Source organism: Streptomyces sp. NBC_00457, from assembly GCF_036014015.1.
In the GTDB taxonomy this organism is placed as follows: domain Bacteria; phylum Actinomycetota; class Actinomycetes; order Streptomycetales; family Streptomycetaceae; genus Streptomyces.
On the sequence record NZ_CP107905.1, the window covers coordinates 5,095,839 to 5,112,346 of the forward strand.

A 16,508-nucleotide genomic window follows, 5' to 3' on the forward strand; every position below is an offset into this window, starting at 1 on the left:
GCGTCTCGTTACCGTCGGCCGAATGGAGATCTTGCGCTATACCGCGTTCACCACCGACCCGGCCGGCGGAAACCCCGCCGGTGTCGTCCTCGATGCCACCGGGCTCGACGACGCGACGATGCTGGCGGTGGCGGCTGAAGTGGGTTATTCGGAGACGGCGTTCGTGGTGCCGGACGGCGATGGTGGGCTGGATGTCCGGTACTTCAGTCCGCTCGCCGAGGTGCCGTTCTGCGGTCATGCGACGATCGCGACGGCGGTCGCATATGCGGAGCGGCATGGGCCGGGGTCCTTGGTGTTGCGCACCAAGGCGGGGGCGGTGCCGGTCACGGCGGAACGGGGGGAAGACGGTTCTGTCGTGGCCTCGCTGACCAGTGTTGCGCCTCGTACGGCGGACTTGTCCGACGCCGATCTCGCCGAACTGCTCGACGCCCTGCGCTGGTCGGCCGAGGATCTCGATCCGGCGCTGCCGCCGCGGGTGGCCTATGCCGGGGCCTGGCATCCGGTGATCGCAGCCGGTGCCCGGAGCCGGCTGGCCGAGCTGGCCTACGACATGTCCGCGCTCGGCGCGCTCATGCGCCGGAAGGACTGGACCACCGTGGACCTGGTCTGGCGGGAGTCGCCCACGGTGTTCCACGCCCGCAATCCCTTCCCGCCGGGCGGTGTCGTCGAGGACCCCGCCACCGGGGCGGCGGCTGCCGCCTTCGGCGGGTATCTCAGGGAGCTGCAACTCATCGCCGTACCGGCTGCCTTGACGATTCACCAGGGTGTGGACATGGGGCGGCCGAGCACGATCTGGGTGTCGGTGCCGGAAGCGCCCGGCAGCGGCATCGGCGTCACCGGTGCCGCCGTACGCCTGAAAGCGGACCTCACGCCGGACCCCGCCCGGCAGTGAGGTTCCGCACCCTGGCTGCTACTTGGACTTCGCCTTGGACTTGGGCTTGGCCTTCGCCTTGTCCAGGCCCAGCGGGGCCGCGATCTCCTCCGCCATGACCTTCCCGGCCTCGAACTCGAGCGTGTCGTCGCCCATGGCCTGGTCCGTGTCGAGGCCGTCGAGTTCCTCGAGGGGCTGGTTCAACCGCACGTGCGCCAGGACGGACTGCAGCGCCCGCAGGGTCGCCGAAGCCGTGGCGCCCCAGTTGGAGAAGTAGGAGAACTGCCACCACCACATGGCCTCGGTGGTGCGGCCCGCGCGGTAGTGGGCCATGCCGTGGCGGAGGTCGGTGATGACGTCGGTGAGGTCGTCGGAGATACGCGCGGGCACCGGCGCCTTGCGGGGCTCGTACGGGTCGAAGACCTCCGAGTAGACGTCGACCGGCTCGAGGAGCCGGGCGAGGTTCTCGCGGAGGTCGTCCACGTCCGGCTCGGGGCCGGGGTCGGGCTCGTAGCGATCCTCGGGCACCAGGTCCTCGTGCGCGCCGAGGCGGCCCCCGGCGAGCAGCAGCTGGGAGACCTCCAGCAGGAGGAAGGGGATCGCCGATTCCGGCTCGTCGCCCTTCGCCACCTCGGTGACCGCAACGAGGAAGCTCTCTACCTGGTCCGCGATCTGGACCGCGAAGTCGTCCGGGTCCTGCGTGGTCGCGTGCAGCGTGGCGTCAGACATCTAGGAGTCGTCTCCCCTCGAAGGCGCGGCCGAGGGTCACCTCGTCCGCGTATTCCAGGTCGCCACCCACCGGGAGGCCGCTGGCCAGGCGGGTGACCTTGAGGCCCATGGGCTTGATCATGCGGGCGAGGTACGTGGCCGTGGCCTCGCCTTCCAGATTCGGGTCCGTCGCCAGGATCAGTTCCGTCACCGTCCCGTCGGCCAACCGCGCGAGAAGTTCTCGTATACGCAGGTCGTCCGGACCGACACCCTCGATCGGGCTGATCGCGCCGCCGAGGACGTGGTAGCGGCCGCGGAACTCGCGCGTGCGCTCGATCGCGACGACGTCCTTCGGCTCCTCCACCACGCAGATGACGGCGTGGTCGCGGCGGGTGTCGCGGCAGATGTTGCAGTTCTCCTCCTGCGCGACGTTCCCGCAGATCGCGCAGAAGCGGACCTTGGCCTTGACCTCCATGAGGGCCTGCGCAAGGCGCCGTACATCTGTCGGTTCGGCCTGGAGGATGTGGAAGGCGATCCGCTGCGCGCTCTTGGGACCGACGCCGGGGAGCCGCCCCAGTTCGTCGATGAGGTCCTGGACCACGCCTTCGTACACGGACTGCCCGCCCTTCCTGGTGTTCTCTCAGTTCGTACGGTAGTTGCCGGACGCCCGCCGCAGTAAGGCAGGTCCGGTCACAGAACAGGTGTCAGAACGGCAGGCCGGGGATACCGCTGCCGCCGCCCAGACCCTGCGCCAGCGGACCCAGCTTCTGCTGCTGGAGCGTCTGCGCGTTCTCGTTGGCCGCGTGGACGGCCGCGATGACCAGGTCGGCGAGCGTCTCGGTGTCTTCGGGGTCCACCGCCTTCGGGTCGATCTTGAGGGCGCGCAGCTCACCGGCGCCGGTGACGGTGGCCGTCACCAGGCCGCCGCCGGCCTGGCCGTCGACCTCCGTCTGCGCCAGTTCTTCCTGCGCCTGCGCCAGATCCTGCTGCATCTTCTGGGCCTGCTGCAGCAGCTGCTGCATATTGGGCTGGCCACCACCGGGGATCACGATCAGCTCCTCTTCGGGTACGGGTTTTTCCCGCTCGTTTTTCCCGCTCGGCACGAGCCTACGTGGTCCGCGCAGCCGTCGCCCCAGCACTCTTTCGAGTGAGGCGGTCGTGAGTCCTATACCTGATCAAGGCCCACTTCCGGGCGGAAAAGAGACGAAAACCGGGTCTTCGCCACCCATTGGGCGGTAGGAAGGGTGCGGCGCGTCAGCATCAGATCTCACGTGAGCGCCAGGCAGGCGTCACGCACCGTGATCAGTAGGGAGTGCCGGGTGGGTCAGCCGGAGATGCAGCCCGAGGGTCGGCCTCAGGACGGGCGCGGCAAGGAGGCCGCCGGGCTGCGGCCGGGCGATCTGGCCGGGCGGACGTTTCCGCTCGGGGACTGGGCGGAGCCGGCGGAGCGGCTGAACGAGCTGTACCGGTGGGTGGAGCGCGGGGCGCTGGACACCGCGTCCTGGTATCTCGCCGACCGGGTGTGGAAGCGGCGGGGGGCGCGGGGGCTGCGGGCCGGCGCCGCGGTGGGGGCGGTGGCGGGGGGTGCGCTGCCGTTGCTGGATCTGACGGGGGTGCTGGTCGGGGCGGCCGCGTGGGGATATCTGGCGCTGTTGCTCGGGGCGGCGTGTGTGGCGGTCGACCGGTGCTTCGGGGTGACGTCCGGGTGGATAAGGGACGTCGCGACCGCGCAGGCTGTGCAGCGGCGGCTTCAGGTGCTGCAGTTCGACTGGGCCTCGGAGAGTGTGCGGGAGGTGCTGGGGCCGGCGGAGGGGACGGCGAGTGAGGCTGCGGAGCGGTGTCTGGGGGTGCTGCGGAGGTTCTCCGAGGACGTGACGGAGTTGGTGCGGGCGGAGACGGCGGACTGGATGGTGGAGTTCCGGACGGGGTCCGCGCCGATGGGGATTCAGTCGGCTGTTGCTGGAGGGACGCGGGGGGAGGGGGCTGTGGTGCAGGGGCGGTTTCCCATGTCGCCGGGGGGCTCCGCCCGGCCGAACATGCCTCGGCAGCGGCCGCCGGAACCGCGGTGAGTTTTTTCGCCCCCGCCGCCCCTACCCGTCCCATCCCTGGGGGCTGCCGCCCCCAGACCCCCGCTTCGGCCTGAACGGCCTCGTCCTCAAACGCCGGACGGGCTGAATGATGCCGACCCGGCGCCGAGAGGTGAGCGACTAGGCCTGCGGGGCCGGAAATGCCACCGGGCTCCTTAGCCCCGCTCTGTTCACCGCCCTCACCCCGAAGAACACGTTGTCCTTCGACAGGTCGGCCTCGTAGGTCGTCACGTCGCCCACCGGGATCACGTGGGTCCACTCCGGGGAGGTCGTCTCGCGCCAGACGACCTCGTAGCCGGCGAGGTCGGGTTCGGTGCCCTTCGTCCACACCAGCTCGGTCGAGTTGGTCAGGGTGGCGGTGATGATCTTGGCGTCCCGGGGTGTGCCCGGGGCCTGGGCCAGGGTCCACAGGGTCGCCGCGTTCACCTTCGCCACCCTCGTGATGAACGGGAAGTCGCAGAACTCGGGCAGGTCGCCGTACTGCTTGCCCGTTTCGTCGATGCGTACGTCCTGGTGCTGATGGGCGTAGTCCTCGGTCGGTTCGGTGAAGCGGGCGGCGGGATAGGCGCGTTCGAGGAAGGGGATGTGGTCGCCGCCGCGGCGGTAGCGGTCCCGGCGGTAGATGACGCGGACCCGCATGCCCGTCGCGTCGTTCTGCGCCACGTCCCGCACGAAGCGGGCCAGCTGGCGGGTCGCGGAGTCGTTCTCGCCGCCCACCGAGCGCCGTGTCGCCGCCTGCTCCGGCGTCTCCGAGGACGGCACGCCCTCCGCGAAGAGGCGGATGGTGTACGGGTCCACCGTGCCGTCGTCCGCCTTCGGGCTGCCGACGATGTCGTTGGTGAACATGCCCTGCACATCCGTCCCGGCCGCCCGGTACCGCTGCGCCATGTGCGCCGCCCCGTACAGCCCCTGCTCCTCCCCCGCCACCGCGGCGAACACGATCGTCGCGGCGGGCCTGCGCTTCGCCATCACCCGGGCCAGTTCCATCGCCACCGCGACACCCGACGCGTCGTCGTCCGCGCCCGGCGAGTCCGAGGTGGCGTCCATGACGTCCGTGACGCGGGAGTCGTAGTGGCCCGAGACGACGTACACGCGCTCCGGCGTCACCGAGCCGCGCAGCGTCGCCACCACGTTGGTGATGCGGGTCGCGACCGGGATGCGGGGCGCCGGTTCCTGGATGTACGACTGCAGCTCCACGGTCATACGGCCGCCCGACGTCTCGGCGTACGTGCGCAGCTCCGCCGCGATCCAGTCGCGGGCGGCGCCTATGCCGCGATTCGGGTCGTCCTGGGTGGAGAGGGTGTGGCGGGTGCCGAAGGACACCAGTTTGCGGACCGTCGCCTCGATGCGGGACTCGGAGATCTCCCGTAGCAAGGCACGTAGTTCGCGGCTCGGGCGCTGGGCCGTCGCCGGGCCGCCCCGTTCCCCTGTCGTCGCCGCGTCCGCTGCTCCGGCCCCCGTCCCGACCACCGCCGCGCTCGCCGCCGTAGCGGTGAGGACCGTTCTTCTGGAGGGGCTGGGGCGCATGTCGTCTCCCGTGGCCGATGCGAACGAACCGTCACCCATGGTTGTGGACGCGTCAAGATCAGCGCAAGGGGGCCTGGAATACGCGGAGTTGTGACGGCTTCAGTCGTCGTCGCGGCAGAGCTGGCCCCCCGCCTCCGTCGAGCACGGCACATGGCCGTGGCTGCGGATGACGTTCTGGCCGTTGTTCCGGATGTAGTCGAGGAAGCTCCCGGCGAGGGAGCCGGCGGGCGGGGCGCCGTAGGTGTAGGCGTACTCCACGCCGCGGTACGGGTAGGGGTTGCCGTCGTTCTCGATGGCGTCGACGTCGGCGATGTCGCCGTTGAGGGGGACGAGCTTGACGCCCTTCTCGCCGTTCGCCTGGTTGAGTTCGCTGAAGCCGATGGCGCCCGGGATCAAGGCGACCTTCTTCAGCACGTCCTCCGTGGAGTTGAGCTCGCAGCGCACGGGGGCGGACCTGTCGACCGCGAGATCGCAGTCAAGGGAGGTGCTGGGCACGCCCTCCCACCGTCCGTCGAGCACCCGGTCCTGGAAGACCTGCCGGGTGCCGGAGTCGGCGTCCCGGCTGACCAGGACGACCCGCCGGTGCGGGAGGGACGGGTCGAGCTCGTCCCAGTGCCCGATCTCCCCGGAGTAGAGGCGCCGGACCTGCGTCAGGGTCAGGCCCTCCGGGAGGTTGAGGCCGCCGTTGGCGACCAGCGTGAAGACGGACAGGGCGATGGACTCGGCCTCCAGAGCGGCATCGGCGCGGGTGCTGCGGCCGTCGGAGAAGGCGATCATGGACGCCCTGGACTTCGCAGACCCGCCCTTCAGGTCGGCGAGTTCGCCGACACCCGCCGTACTGCCCCGGGCGTCCACCACGATGTCGGAGCCCTCGCAGTCCTTCTCGTACTCCTTCGCCAGGTCCCGCACCACGGGCGCGAAGGCGGTGGAGCCGGTGACCGTGAGCTCGCCCTTCTCGCAGCCCAGCGGAGGCGGATTGTCGTCGCGGGCGATGATGATGGTGGCGAGGGTGAGGACGGAGGCGGTGAGCACGATGGTGATCACCCGGGCCGCCCGGCTGAACAGCGGCGGCTTGTCGTCCGGCAGCGCACCGCGGTTGGGGCGCACCACGCCGTCCCGGATGCCGCCGACGAGCTTGATATCGCGGCCCACGTCACCGCCGGACAGCAGCACCAGCAGCTTGAAGTACTCGCCGCGGTTGAGCGGGACGCGCGGGAGGCGCAGCTTGTTGCCGTCGTCGTCGTAGCCGAAGCCCGAGTGCGGGGTGAAGTGGCTCATCAGGTGGTCGGTGCCTTGCGGCTGGGTGACCGACACACCGTGGATGGTCCGGTCGGTGAACTCCACGGTGAGACCGTTGAGTTCACGGCTCGTGTAGTCGTCGAGGCCGATGCTCTCCGAGCCGTCGTTCTCGATGCGCAGCAGGACGAGCGTCCCGTTGGCCATGTTGGGCGCGTCGAACGAACCGAGCCGGACGTTCGGGCGGCCCGACTGGACGTCGTCCCCTATCGGGTTGTCCATCTGGACGCGGTAACCGATCCGCTTACGCCGCGGGATGTGGCGCTCGTACCACACCATGGCGACCGAGGCCGCGATGCCGATGGACGCCGTCGCGACGGCGATGACGTTCTCAGCGCTCAGCCACTCCACTGGGTGCCCCCGCAACTCCCAGAACCCGATAGTGTCCGGTCACTGTACGGTCGCGGGCTGTGATACTCCGTTTCCGTCCGCAGATGTTCGCTTGAGATTCAACTACCGCGTGGGGTCTTCAACGGGCGTGCACACAGGGGGACTTGGTCACTGCCGTGTGTAGTCACTGCCGTGTGTAGGCCAGCTTCTCCCCACTGCTCGCGTTCACCCGCTCCAGACGGCCGTCCGGCAGCAGCGTCAGCTCGGTGGCGGCGCCTGGCGTGCACGAGGAGGCCGGCTCACCTACGGTCACGGTAGACGGGCCGATCTTCAACGGGCCCTCCGCGCCCGGCTCTTCGGCGAGCTGCGCCTGGAACACACAGTGGTAGTCCGGGCCGTCGGCCGCGAGCGAGAGCACCGTGTCACCCACCTCGCCCTGCTGGAGGGTGAGTCGACGGCTGTGGCTCCCGGCGTCGTTGGAGATGGTCGCGGACCACGTGCCCAGGAACGCCGTCGGAATCGCACCGCCGGCGGGCGCCGAGGTGGCCGGGGACGACTCCGGCGCCGTCGTCGGCCCGGACGTGGCGGGGGCGCTCGCGCTCGGCGACGCGGTGGACGTGCCGTCGCTCTTGCCGTCGTTCTTCTCGTCCCCCGAGCCGTTCATGAGCGCGTACACCGAACCGCCGGCGGCCAGCGCCACGACCAGCGCGATCACGACGAGCAGCACCGTGGAACGGCCGCTCTGGCGCGGCGGTTCCTGGTGTGCGCCCGGCCCGTACGGCGGGGTCGCGCCGAGGCTGCCGTACGGGTTCGGGTTGTACTGCTGGCCGTACGGCGGCGGCGCCCCGGCACCCGACTGCGGCGGGTACCCGTACCCGGCCGGCTGCGGGTGCTGCTGGGGATAGCCGTACGCCGGGTGCGGCGCCGGGGCAGGCGGCGGAGCCTGGGGCCCCTGCCCCGAAACCATGGTGGGTAGATGGTTCAAGGGGGCACCGCCACCCGGCTGTCCGGGCGGAGGAGGCACCGGCGCCTGTACGGCCGTAGGAGCGTCGTCGTCCGCGACCGGCGCATGCTCCGGGGACGCCTCAACGGCCGCTGCGTCCTCAGGGTCTTCCGTCTCCAGCAACTGCACGGCGTGCCGCCCGAGTTGGGCCACCAGCGTGCCGGGCAGCCACGGATCCCGCGAGCGCCCGTCCGAGACGGTCGCGTCGGCGCCCGTACGCTCCAGGATCTCGTCGAGCGTCGGCCGCGCCGCCGGGTCCTTGCGCAGACAGTGCCGTACGAGGTCGGCGATCCCCTCCGGTACGCCCTCCAGGTCGGGTTCCTCCTGGGCGATGCGGAACATCAGGGCGTGGACCCCGCTGCCCGCGGCGCCGAAGGGGAGGTTGCCGGTGGCGGCGTAGGCGAGGACGGAGCCCAGGCAGAAGACGTCGCACGCCGGGGTGATCCGGTCGCCGCGCACCTGCTCGGGCGCCATGAAGCCGGGCGAGCCGACGAGCGCGCCGGTGCGCGTGAGTCCGCCGTCGGTCACGGTCTCCAGGGCACGGGCGATCCCGAAGTCGATGACCCGGGGCCCGTCGATGGTGACCAGCACATTGGACGGCTTCAGATCCCGGTGGATGATCCCGGCCGCGTGAATGTCCTTCAGCGCATACGCGAGCCCGGCCGCGAGAATGCGCACCGACCGCTCGGGCAACGCCCCGTGATCACGGCCGACGACCTGCTGCAGGCTGGGCCCGGCGACATACCCGGTGGCGACCCAGGGCACGGCGGCCTCGGTGTCGGCGTCCAGCACCGGCGCGGTCCAGTCCCCGCCGACCTGCCGCGCGGCCTGCACCTCCTGCCGGAACCGCGCCCGGAACTCCTCCTGCGCGGCCAGCTCCTCCCGCACCAGCTTGACCGCGACGGTCCGCCCCCGGTCGGACCGGGCCACGAACACCTGCCCCATCCCACCCGCACCCAGCCGCGCCAGCAGCCGATACGCCCCGATCCGCGGTGGATCCCCGGCCCCCAGTTTCTCCATCGCCGCGCCGCCCTCCCCCGATACGCGCTGTGCAATGGATCGAGGATACGGCCGGGACAGGGGGAGGTGAGCGGGGTGGCCCCGAACCGGAGATCCGAACTCCGGTGCATCGGGCACGAGCTCGTCCCCGGAGAGCTGCGCGTCGACATCCTCCGCCAGGGTGCTCCCGTCGAACTCCACTCCCGCAGCCACCTCCGCTGCAGCTCGGGCGGCACCGAGGGCGCCGTGAACCGCATCAAAAAGATGAAAAGGTATCTGTACGGCCGAGCCGAATTCGACCTGTTACGGAAGATGGTCCTGCTCGCGTGACACACCGCGACGGCTGCCTGTGCCACGGCAGTTGAGCATTGTCACCGAAGGCTGGTCACCAGTAGGTTCGAGCCGCTGGCGTTCGAGCGACAGGGGATGCGGGGCCTCGGGTGGCACTGCTGGACACACTGGTGACAACGGCCGCCGGGGCGCTGGCCGCCACGATCGGGGTCCTGGTCGGGGGCATCGTCACCCACCGCGCCCAGGACCGTCAGTGGCTGCGGGACAAGCAACTGATCGCCTACCAGGAACTGATCAGCCACTACGCCAAGTTCACGATGACCATCAGCCGCGCCCATGCCGGCCGACAGGGATGGGACTACGACTGGAGCGAGTGGAGCGCAGCCCTGACCCGTGCCAGTCTGGTCGCCCCCGCCGCCGTCGCGGCGGAGATCGACAACTTCGGCAAGGCCATCGGCGCGTTCCTGGACCAGGTGGCGCGCGACCCGGCACGCGACCCGCTGCATAATCCGTTGAGCGCGGAGGAGTTCGCCCAGGCCAGTAGAGCACCCGCCCAAGCGCAGGTGCAGTTGGTCAACGCCATACGACGCTCACTGAGCAAAGACCAAAAGGCACTGCCCTTCTGGATAGGCGGATCCCTCGCCACCAGCCCCGACCATCCCTGACAGACACGGCGTGCCGGAACGCCCTGCTTGGCACGGCGGTGGTTATCGGGTCGCCGTCGGTCGGGGCCCGCTGACAGTGGAAGACCTGCCATCACGAACATGACCAAGAGCGCAAGAGGCACCGTCGAGAACCCCGGGAAGAAGGTCGCGCAGAAGTCCGGCCTCAACCGCAGCATCAGCGGCGAGGCGTGGGACCGGACCGTGACGATGCTGACGTACAAGGCCGCCAAGCACGGTGGTGCCGTGCACAAGGTTCCTGCCCCCGGCACCTCACGGCGCTGCTCGGCCTGCGGTGTCACCACCCCGGGCAGTCGCCAGTCCCAGGCCGTGTTCGTGTGCCAGAACCCCGACTGCGGATGGGTCGGCAACGCCGACCACAACGCAGCCCGGAACATCCTGCACCTGTACCGGATGGGCCACGCGCTCGTCCCGGCTGCCGGAAGGGCAGTCGTCAGGCGCGCTCGCTGCGTCAAGCCCGCCACCGCAAGGTAGGCAGAAATCTCCCGCCTTCGGGCGGGAGAGCACTTCAAGGTTCCGTAACAGGTGGGCCCACTTGCTCGAGTACCTTCGACAGCCGTTCCAGGAGCCGCACGGCGTCCGTGAGTTCGTCTTCCCCGAAGGCCTCCGCGAGCCTGTCCGCGAAGACGGCGTGGCCGGGATTGATCCGGCGGACCGCCGCGAGCCCCTCCTCCGTCGGTGCGAGGAGCTTGGCGCGGCGGTGGGCGGGGTTGGGGCGGTACTCGGCGAGGCCTCGCTCCACCAGCAGATCGGCGATCCGCTGGACGCTCTGTCGCGTGATGCCCATCTCCCGCGCGATCCCGGACACCGGCAACGGCTCCCGCAGCACCGCGCCGAGCACCTGCCACCAAGCGGCGGTGAGTCCGGCGGGCCGCGCCAACTCCTCGGCCACGGCGAGGAATTGACCGTTCAGCCGGAAGACGCCGAGGGCACTGCGGCTGAGCAGATCCTGACGCTCCCTGCTCACTCGGCCGCCCCCTGAAGGACGGCGTACGCCTCCGCGTCCGAGTCGTGGAACAGCCGGTACCAGGCGTCGAGCAGCTCACCCTCGTACACCCCGAGCAGCCGGAAGATCTCCCGCGCGAAGGCGACGGGCTCGGTGGGGCCGGCGGTGACGAGGTTGCCGTCGGTCACGGCGTCCGCGTCGACGTACCGGTCGCCGCCCTTGTATCCGGTGGCCGCGAGATAGAAGGAGACGGCGCTGGTGTGGTCGCGGTCGTCGAGCAGTCCCTCGCGGGCGAGTCCCGCGGTGCCTCCGCAGATCGCGGCGACGGGAACGCCGGCGTCGAGGAACTCCCGCGCCTTGCGGGCGAACGGCGCGAGATCGTCGCTCGTGTCCCACAGGTCGGCGCCCGGCAGGATCAGCAGCGAACTGTCCTCGGGGCGTACGTCGTCCAGGGCGAGGTCGGGCTGGATGCGGAGCCCGCCGATGCTGGTGACGGGGTCGCGGGTGGGGCCGGCGGTGCGGATCGGGTACCCGGCGCGGGCGAGATGGGCGGTCGCGTGGCCGGTCTCCCAGTCGGCGAGGGTGTTGTAGACGGCGAGGTGTACAGGCTTGTGGTTCATGGCTGGCTCCTCCTGAGACCCTTCGAATGCGATGACAGCATCCTGTCATTCACGACAGCATGCTGTCAATGACTGGATTGGGATCCCTGGTTGTCGACAACCTGTCGCGGAAAGCGTCGTCCCACAGACAGGACGCCGATACCGCTTCCGTATCGCGGACATTTACGCTCGCCCGCATGACCCCTCAGCCAGATCCCGAGGTCGGCGCCGCCGTGAAGGCCGCGGACCGTGCGCATGTGTTCCACTCCTGGTCCGCGCAGGAGCTCATCGACCCGCTCGCCGTCGCCGGCGCGGAGGGGTCGTACTTCTGGGACTACGACGGCAAGCGCTACCTCGACTTCACCAGCGGGCTCGTCTACACGAACATCGGCTACCAGCACCCGAAGGTCGTCGCCGCGATCCAGGAGCAGGCCGGGAGGATGACGACCTTCGCGCCCGCGTTCGCGATCGAGGCGCGGTCGGAAGCGGCGCGGCTGATCGCCGAGCGGACGCCGGGTGACCTGGACAAGATCTTCTTCACCAACGGCGGGGCGGACGCGGTCGAACACGCGGCGCGGATGGCCCGGCTGCACACGGGCCGGCCGAAGGTGCTGTCGGCGTACCGCTCCTATCACGGCGGTACGCAGCAGGCGGTGAACATCACGGGTGACCCGCGCCGCTGGGCGTCGGACGCCGGTTCCGCCGGGGTCGTGCACTTCTGGGCGCCGTTCCTGTACCGCTCCCGCTTCTACGCGGAGACGGAGGAGCAGGAGTGCGAGCGGGCTCTTGAGCACCTGGAGACGACGATCGCCTTCGAGGGGCCGTCGACCGTCGCCGCGATCGTCCTGGAGACGATCCCGGGGACCGCGGGGATCATGGTGCCGCCGCGGGGCTATCTGGCGGGCGTCCGTGAGATCTGCGACAAGTACGGGATCGTCTTCGTGCTGGACGAGGTCATGGCCGGGTTCGGGCGGACCGGCGAGTGGTTCGCGGCGGACCTGTTCGGCGTCGTACCTGACCTGCTGACCTTCGCGAAGGGCGTGAACTCCGGGTATGTGCCGCTGGGCGGGGTCGCGATCTCCGGGGCGATCGCGGAGACCTTCGGCAAGCGGGCCTATCCGGGCGGACTGACCTACTCCGGGCATCCCCTGGCCTGCGCCGCCGCCGTCGCGACGATCAACGTGATGGCCGAGGAGGGCATCGTCGAGAACGCGGCGAGGCTCGGTGCGGAGGTCGTGGAACCGGCGCTGCGAGAGCTGGCCGAGCGGCACGCGTGCGTGGGCGAGGTGCGCGGCGTCGGCATGTTCTGGGCGCTGGAGCTGGTGAAGAACAGGGAGACCCGCGAGCCGCTGGTTCCGTACAACGCGTCCGGCGAGGCGAACGCCCCCATGACCGCGTTCGGCTCCGCCGCGAAGGCGCACGGGATCTGGCCGTTCATCAACATGAACCGGACACATGTCGTACCGCCGTGCAACGTGACCGAGGCGGAACTGAAGGAGGGCCTCGCGGCACTGGACGCCGCGCTGACCGTGGCTGACGAGTTCGCGGAGTAGCTGCGGGGGTTGGCCGCGCAGCCCGGCGCTGCCGGGGTGCCGCCTGCGCCCACCCGTGCCGCCCCAGGCGGCACGCATGCCCGCAGGCTGCGGCGCGGGAGGCGGCTGCTGGGCAATCCCAGCCCGTCCGGCGTTTGAGGACGAGGCCGCAGGCCGATGGGGTGCAGGGGCGAAGCCCCGCGGGGGTCCAGGGGGCGAAGCCCCGCGGGGGTCCAGGGGGCGAAGCCCCGCGGGGGTCCAGGGGGCGCAGCCCCTTGGCGGGGTCGAAGGGGCGGAGCCCCTTCAGGATGGGACGGGTAGGGGCGGCGGGGGCGAAAACACCTCGGTTCTCCCTCCTCCGCCGGGACGGCGACCCCTGCAAGCCGAACGCGTAAGGTGGCGTGCTCGTAGACATATGCGAGCACGCCACCCCATCGCGACGTAGGGAGACGCCCCGACCATGCCCGGCACCAGCGGCAACGGCGCCGTGACCCGCAGCACCCTGCGGCAGCAGATCGCCGAAGCGCTTCGCGACGAGGTGCTGGCGGGACGGCTGCAACCGGGGCAGGAGTTCACGGTGAAGGAGATCGCCGAGCAGTACGGCGTCTCCGCCACCCCCGTACGCGAGGCCCTGGTCGATCTCTCCGCGCAGGGCCTCCTCGACGCCGACCAGCACCGCGGCTTCCACGTGCACGAGTACTCCGTAGCGGACTACCGCCGCATCCTGGAGGCCCGCAGCCTGGTCATCGCAGGCATGTTCCAGGCACTGGACGGCAATCACCGGGGCTACCAGAACCCCACGGACGCCCGTTTCGCCGCCGGCCTCGCCGGAGTGCGCCGCCGCGGCGAGGAGGCACAGCGCGCGGCAGCCGCGGGCGACCTCACCGTCCTGATCGGCTACGACCTGCGCTTCTGGAAGGAACTCGGCAACCTCTTCGGCAACCCCTACCTCGCCGACTTCCTGCACCGGCTGCGCGTCCAGTCCTGGGTCTGCGCGGTCCAGCACCTGCGCCGGGTGACCGACCTGCGCGGCCACCTCTGGTCCTGCCACACCGAACTGGTCGACGCACTGGCCCGACGCGACACGACGGAGGCACGCGCGATCGTCGCCTCGTACAACGCTGACTCCCTGGCCCTCATCGAACGCCTGGCGGCCGGATGAAGGGCCCTGAGACGGCCGTGGACCTCTCCGTGGTCATCCCCGCCTACAACGAAGAAGGGCGTCTCGGCCCCACTCTCGACGCCATCGCCGACTATCTCGGCGAGGACGAGGGCCGCTGGGGCGACTGGGAGATAGTCGTCGCCGACGACGGCTCCACCGACGGCACCCGTGACCTCGTCACCGAGCGAGCGGAGCGCGCAGAAAAGACCGCGGGGACCGACGGGCGCGACGCCCGCATCCGCCTCGTCACCGGCGACCGCAACCGCGGCAAGGGCGCCGCCCTCCGCCTCGGCGTCGCCGCCACCCGTGGCCGCCGGGTCCTGGTCACCGACGCCGATCTGGCCGCGCCCATCGAGGAGTTGGAGCGGCTCGACAAGGCGCTCAGCGAGGGCTACGCCGCCGCGATCGGTTCCCGTTCCGTCCCCGGCGCGACGATCGGCGACCGCCAGCACCCGGTGCGTGAACTGCTCGGCCGCGCGGGCAACGTCCTCATACGCAGGACCGCCGTCCCCGGCATCCGCGACACCCAGTGCGGCTTCAAGCTCTTCGACGGCGACCGCGCCCGCGAGGCCTTCGCCGACTCCCGCCTCGACGGCTGGGGCATCGACGTCGAGGTCCTCCAGCACTTCCGCCGCGCCGACTGGCCGCTCGCCGAGGTCCCGGTCCGCTGGTCGCACCAGAGCGGCTCGAAGGTCGGCCCCCTCGACTACGGCCGCGTCCTCGCCGAACTCGCCCGCCTCAAGGCCCGTGCACTCCGCCCGGCGGACCTCCTGGCCGTCGCCTTCTTCCTCCTCATGTCGGTCGCCCTCTACTCGGGCCGCCTGATCGACCCGAGCAACCGCTATCTGCCGGATTCGCTCCGGGACCAGAACCAGTGGGAGTGGTTCTTCGCGGTGACGGCCGACAACGTCGCCCACCTCCGCAACCCCCTCTTCACCGATCTCCAGGGCTTCCCCGACGGCGTGAACCTCATGGCCAACACGGTCATGCTCGGCCTGTCCGTCCCCTTCACGCCGCTGACGCTGCTCGCGGGCCCGGCGATCTCCCTGAGCGTCGTCATGACGCTGGGCCTCGCGGCCACGGCCGCCGCCTGGTACTGGCTGATCGTGAAACGGGTCGTACGGCAGCGCGCCGCGGCCTTCGTCGGCGCGTCCCTCGCGGCCTTCGCCCCGCCGATGGTCAGCCACGCCAACGCGCACCCGAACTTCATCATCCTGTTCATGATCCCGCTGATCATCGACCGCGCGCTGCGACTCTGCTCCGGCACCCGGGTCACCCGGGACGGGATCGTGCTGGGCCTGATGGCGGCGTACCAGATCTACCTCGGCGAAGAACCCCTCCTCCTCGCGGCGATGGGGATGCTGCTGTTCGCCGCCGCGTACGGAGTGGTACGACGGGATGTGGCGAAGGCGTCCTGGCGCCCGCTCGGCAAGGGCCTGCTGATCGGCGCCGCGACCTGCCTCCCCTTGGTCGTCTACGCCCTGGCCTGGCAGTTCTACGGCCCGCAGAGCTACCACAGCGTCCTGCACGGCGACAACGCCGGCAACAGCCCGCTGGCCCTGCTCTCCTTCGCCGAACGCTCACTCATCGCGGGCGACGCGGACACCGCGAACGCCCTCTCCCTCAACCCCACCGAACAGAACGCCTTCTACGGCTGGCCGCTGGTCGCCCTCGCCTTCGCGATCGTCATACGGCTGTGGGAACACGCCCTGGTCAAGGCGCTGGCGTTCACGGCGGTCGCCGCGGCCTTCCTCTCCCTGGGCCCGGAGTTCCGCATCCCGCTGACGGATGTCGTCCTCCCCGGCCCCTGGGCGCTGCTCGCCGAGAAGCCGCTGTTCGAGTCGGTCATCGAGAGCCGCGTGGCGATGGTGTGCGCACCGGCGCTGGGCATGCTGGTGGCGCTGACGGTGGACCGGCTGGCCGCCACCCGCTCCGTGAGCACGCAGTTCGCCGGCTTCCTCGGCATCTGCCTCGCCCTGCTCCCCCTCGTCCCCGCCCCGCTGAAGGCGGTGGACCGCGCGGAGGTGCCCGCGTTCATCGCGGACGGGAGCTGGAAGTCGTACCTCGGAAAAGGCGAGTCGCTCGTCCCGGTCCCGCTGCCGGATCCCGGCAACGCGGAGGCCCTGCACTGGCAGACGGAAGCCGGCATGGGCTTCAAACTCCCCGGCGGCTACTTCAACGGCCCCTACGGCGAGGAGCGCGTCGGCATCTACGGCGCCTCCCCCCGCGACACCTCCAACCTCCTGCGGGAGGTGCGCTATACGGGCAAGATCCCGGCGATCGGTGCGAACTGGCGGACGCTGGCCCGGCACGACTTGGCCTTCTGGAAGGCGGGCGTGCTGGTGCTGGCGCCGCAGCAGAACGACGACAAGCTGCGCGAGACGGTGGAGAAGCTGGTGGGCAGCCCTGGTAAATGGACCGGCGGGGTGTGGGTATGGGATCTGCACGCGGGGAGCTGATGGGCACCACACCGA

15 protein-coding genes and 1 pseudogene are annotated in these 16,508 nt (G+C 70.5%); 8 read left to right on the forward strand and 8 right to left on the reverse strand.

The annotated features are described in order from the left end of the window. The first annotated feature begins 22 nt into the window (after window positions 1–22). On the forward strand, window positions 23–892 hold the full coding sequence (locus OG828_RS23095) for a PhzF family phenazine biosynthesis protein (protein ID WP_328502192.1): 870 nt from the start codon (window positions 23–25) through the stop codon (window positions 890–892). A gap of 18 nt (window positions 893–910) precedes the next feature. On the opposite strand, the gene OG828_RS23100 is transcribed toward OG828_RS23095, so the two are convergent. From OG828_RS23100 to OG828_RS23110, 3 genes are all read right to left on the reverse strand, one after another. Continuing rightward, a complete protein-coding gene (locus OG828_RS23100) occupies window positions 911–1,600 on the reverse strand; it encodes a DUF5063 domain-containing protein (protein ID WP_328439441.1) in 690 nt (229 codons plus the stop codon). Then, window positions 1,593–2,192 carry a recombination mediator RecR gene (recR, locus tag OG828_RS23105; RefSeq protein ID WP_328359952.1) on the reverse strand — a complete coding sequence of 200 codons (600 nt, stop codon included), beginning with the start codon at window positions 2,190–2,192 and terminating at the stop codon, window positions 1,593–1,595. The genes OG828_RS23100 and recR overlap by 8 nt, the downstream gene beginning before the upstream one ends. Window positions 2,193–2,283: 91 nt before the next feature. Beyond that, window positions 2,284–2,628, reverse strand: coding sequence for a YbaB/EbfC family nucleoid-associated protein (locus tag OG828_RS23110; RefSeq protein ID WP_210580757.1), 345 nt, complete (start codon window positions 2,626–2,628; stop codon window positions 2,284–2,286). 270 nt (window positions 2,629–2,898) lie between these two features. On the opposite strand from OG828_RS23110, the gene OG828_RS23115 reads away from it, so the two are divergent. Beyond that, entirely contained in the window at window positions 2,899–3,648 is a 750-nt protein-coding gene (locus OG828_RS23115; protein WP_328359956.1) for an SLATT domain-containing protein, read from the forward strand. Window positions 3,649–3,786: 138 nt separating this feature from the next. Here OG828_RS23115 and OG828_RS23120 read toward each other — a convergent pair whose 3' ends face one another. The 3 genes from OG828_RS23120 to OG828_RS23130 all read right to left on the reverse strand — a co-directional run bounded on the left by OG828_RS23120 (window position 3,787) and on the right by OG828_RS23130 (window position 8,842). Then, the gene (locus OG828_RS23120) at window positions 3,787–5,193 is read right to left on the reverse strand and encodes a M20/M25/M40 family metallo-hydrolase (RefSeq protein ID WP_328502193.1); all 1,407 of its coding nucleotides are present in this window, start codon (window positions 5,191–5,193) and stop codon (window positions 3,787–3,789) included. 99 nt (window positions 5,194–5,292) lie between these two features. Continuing rightward, window positions 5,293–6,840 carry a substrate-binding domain-containing protein gene (locus tag OG828_RS23125; RefSeq protein ID WP_328502194.1) on the reverse strand — a complete coding sequence of 516 codons (1,548 nt, stop codon included), beginning with the start codon at window positions 6,838–6,840 and terminating at the stop codon, window positions 5,293–5,295. Between the two features lie 163 nt (window positions 6,841–7,003). Beyond that, complete coding sequence (locus OG828_RS23130) at window positions 7,004–8,842, reverse strand: serine/threonine-protein kinase (protein ID WP_328502195.1); 1,839 nt, start codon at window positions 8,840–8,842, stop codon at window positions 7,004–7,006. 75 nt (window positions 8,843–8,917) lie between these two features. On the opposite strand from OG828_RS23130, the gene OG828_RS23135 reads away from it, so the two are divergent. The 3 genes and pseudogenes from OG828_RS23135 to OG828_RS23145 form a co-directional block, all read left to right on the forward strand. Beyond that, a complete protein-coding gene (locus tag OG828_RS23135; RefSeq protein WP_328505068.1) occupies window positions 8,918–9,151 on the forward strand; it encodes a hypothetical protein in 234 nt (77 codons plus the stop codon). 110 nt (window positions 9,152–9,261) lie between these two features. After that, window positions 9,262–9,777 (forward strand): hypothetical protein, encoded by a 516-nt coding sequence (locus OG828_RS23140; RefSeq protein WP_328359967.1) that lies wholly within the window; start codon window positions 9,262–9,264, stop codon window positions 9,775–9,777. A gap of 90 nt (window positions 9,778–9,867) precedes the next feature. Then, window positions 9,868–10,269 (forward strand): annotated as a pseudogene (locus OG828_RS23145) (zinc ribbon domain-containing protein); the annotation flags it as partial. A gap of 34 nt (window positions 10,270–10,303) precedes the next feature. On the opposite strand, the gene OG828_RS23150 reads toward OG828_RS23145, so the two are convergent. Next, window positions 10,304–10,762 carry a MarR family winged helix-turn-helix transcriptional regulator gene (locus OG828_RS23150; RefSeq protein ID WP_328439447.1) on the reverse strand — a complete coding sequence of 153 codons (459 nt, stop codon included), beginning with the start codon at window positions 10,760–10,762 and terminating at the stop codon, window positions 10,304–10,306. Continuing rightward, the gene (locus tag OG828_RS23155; protein ID WP_328502196.1) at window positions 10,759–11,361 is read right to left on the reverse strand and encodes a type 1 glutamine amidotransferase family protein; all 603 of its coding nucleotides are present in this window, start codon (window positions 11,359–11,361) and stop codon (window positions 10,759–10,761) included. The genes OG828_RS23150 and OG828_RS23155 overlap by 4 nt, the downstream gene beginning before the upstream one ends. A 176-nt stretch (window positions 11,362–11,537) precedes the next feature. Between OG828_RS23155 and OG828_RS23160 the strand changes: the two genes are divergently transcribed. From OG828_RS23160 to OG828_RS23170, 3 genes are all read left to right on the forward strand, one after another. Beyond that, window positions 11,538–12,893: an aspartate aminotransferase family protein gene (locus tag OG828_RS23160; RefSeq protein WP_328502197.1), complete on the forward strand. Its 1,356-nt coding sequence runs from the start codon at window positions 11,538–11,540 to the stop codon at window positions 12,891–12,893. 439 nt (window positions 12,894–13,332) lie between these two features. Next, the gene (locus tag OG828_RS23165) at window positions 13,333–14,034 is read left to right on the forward strand and encodes a GntR family transcriptional regulator (protein WP_210580606.1); all 702 of its coding nucleotides are present in this window, start codon (window positions 13,333–13,335) and stop codon (window positions 14,032–14,034) included. Further along, complete coding sequence (locus OG828_RS23170; protein WP_328502198.1) at window positions 14,031–16,493, forward strand: dolichyl-phosphate beta-glucosyltransferase; 2,463 nt, start codon at window positions 14,031–14,033, stop codon at window positions 16,491–16,493. The genes OG828_RS23165 and OG828_RS23170 overlap by 4 nt, the downstream gene beginning before the upstream one ends. Window positions 16,494–16,508: the final 15 nt, after the last annotated feature.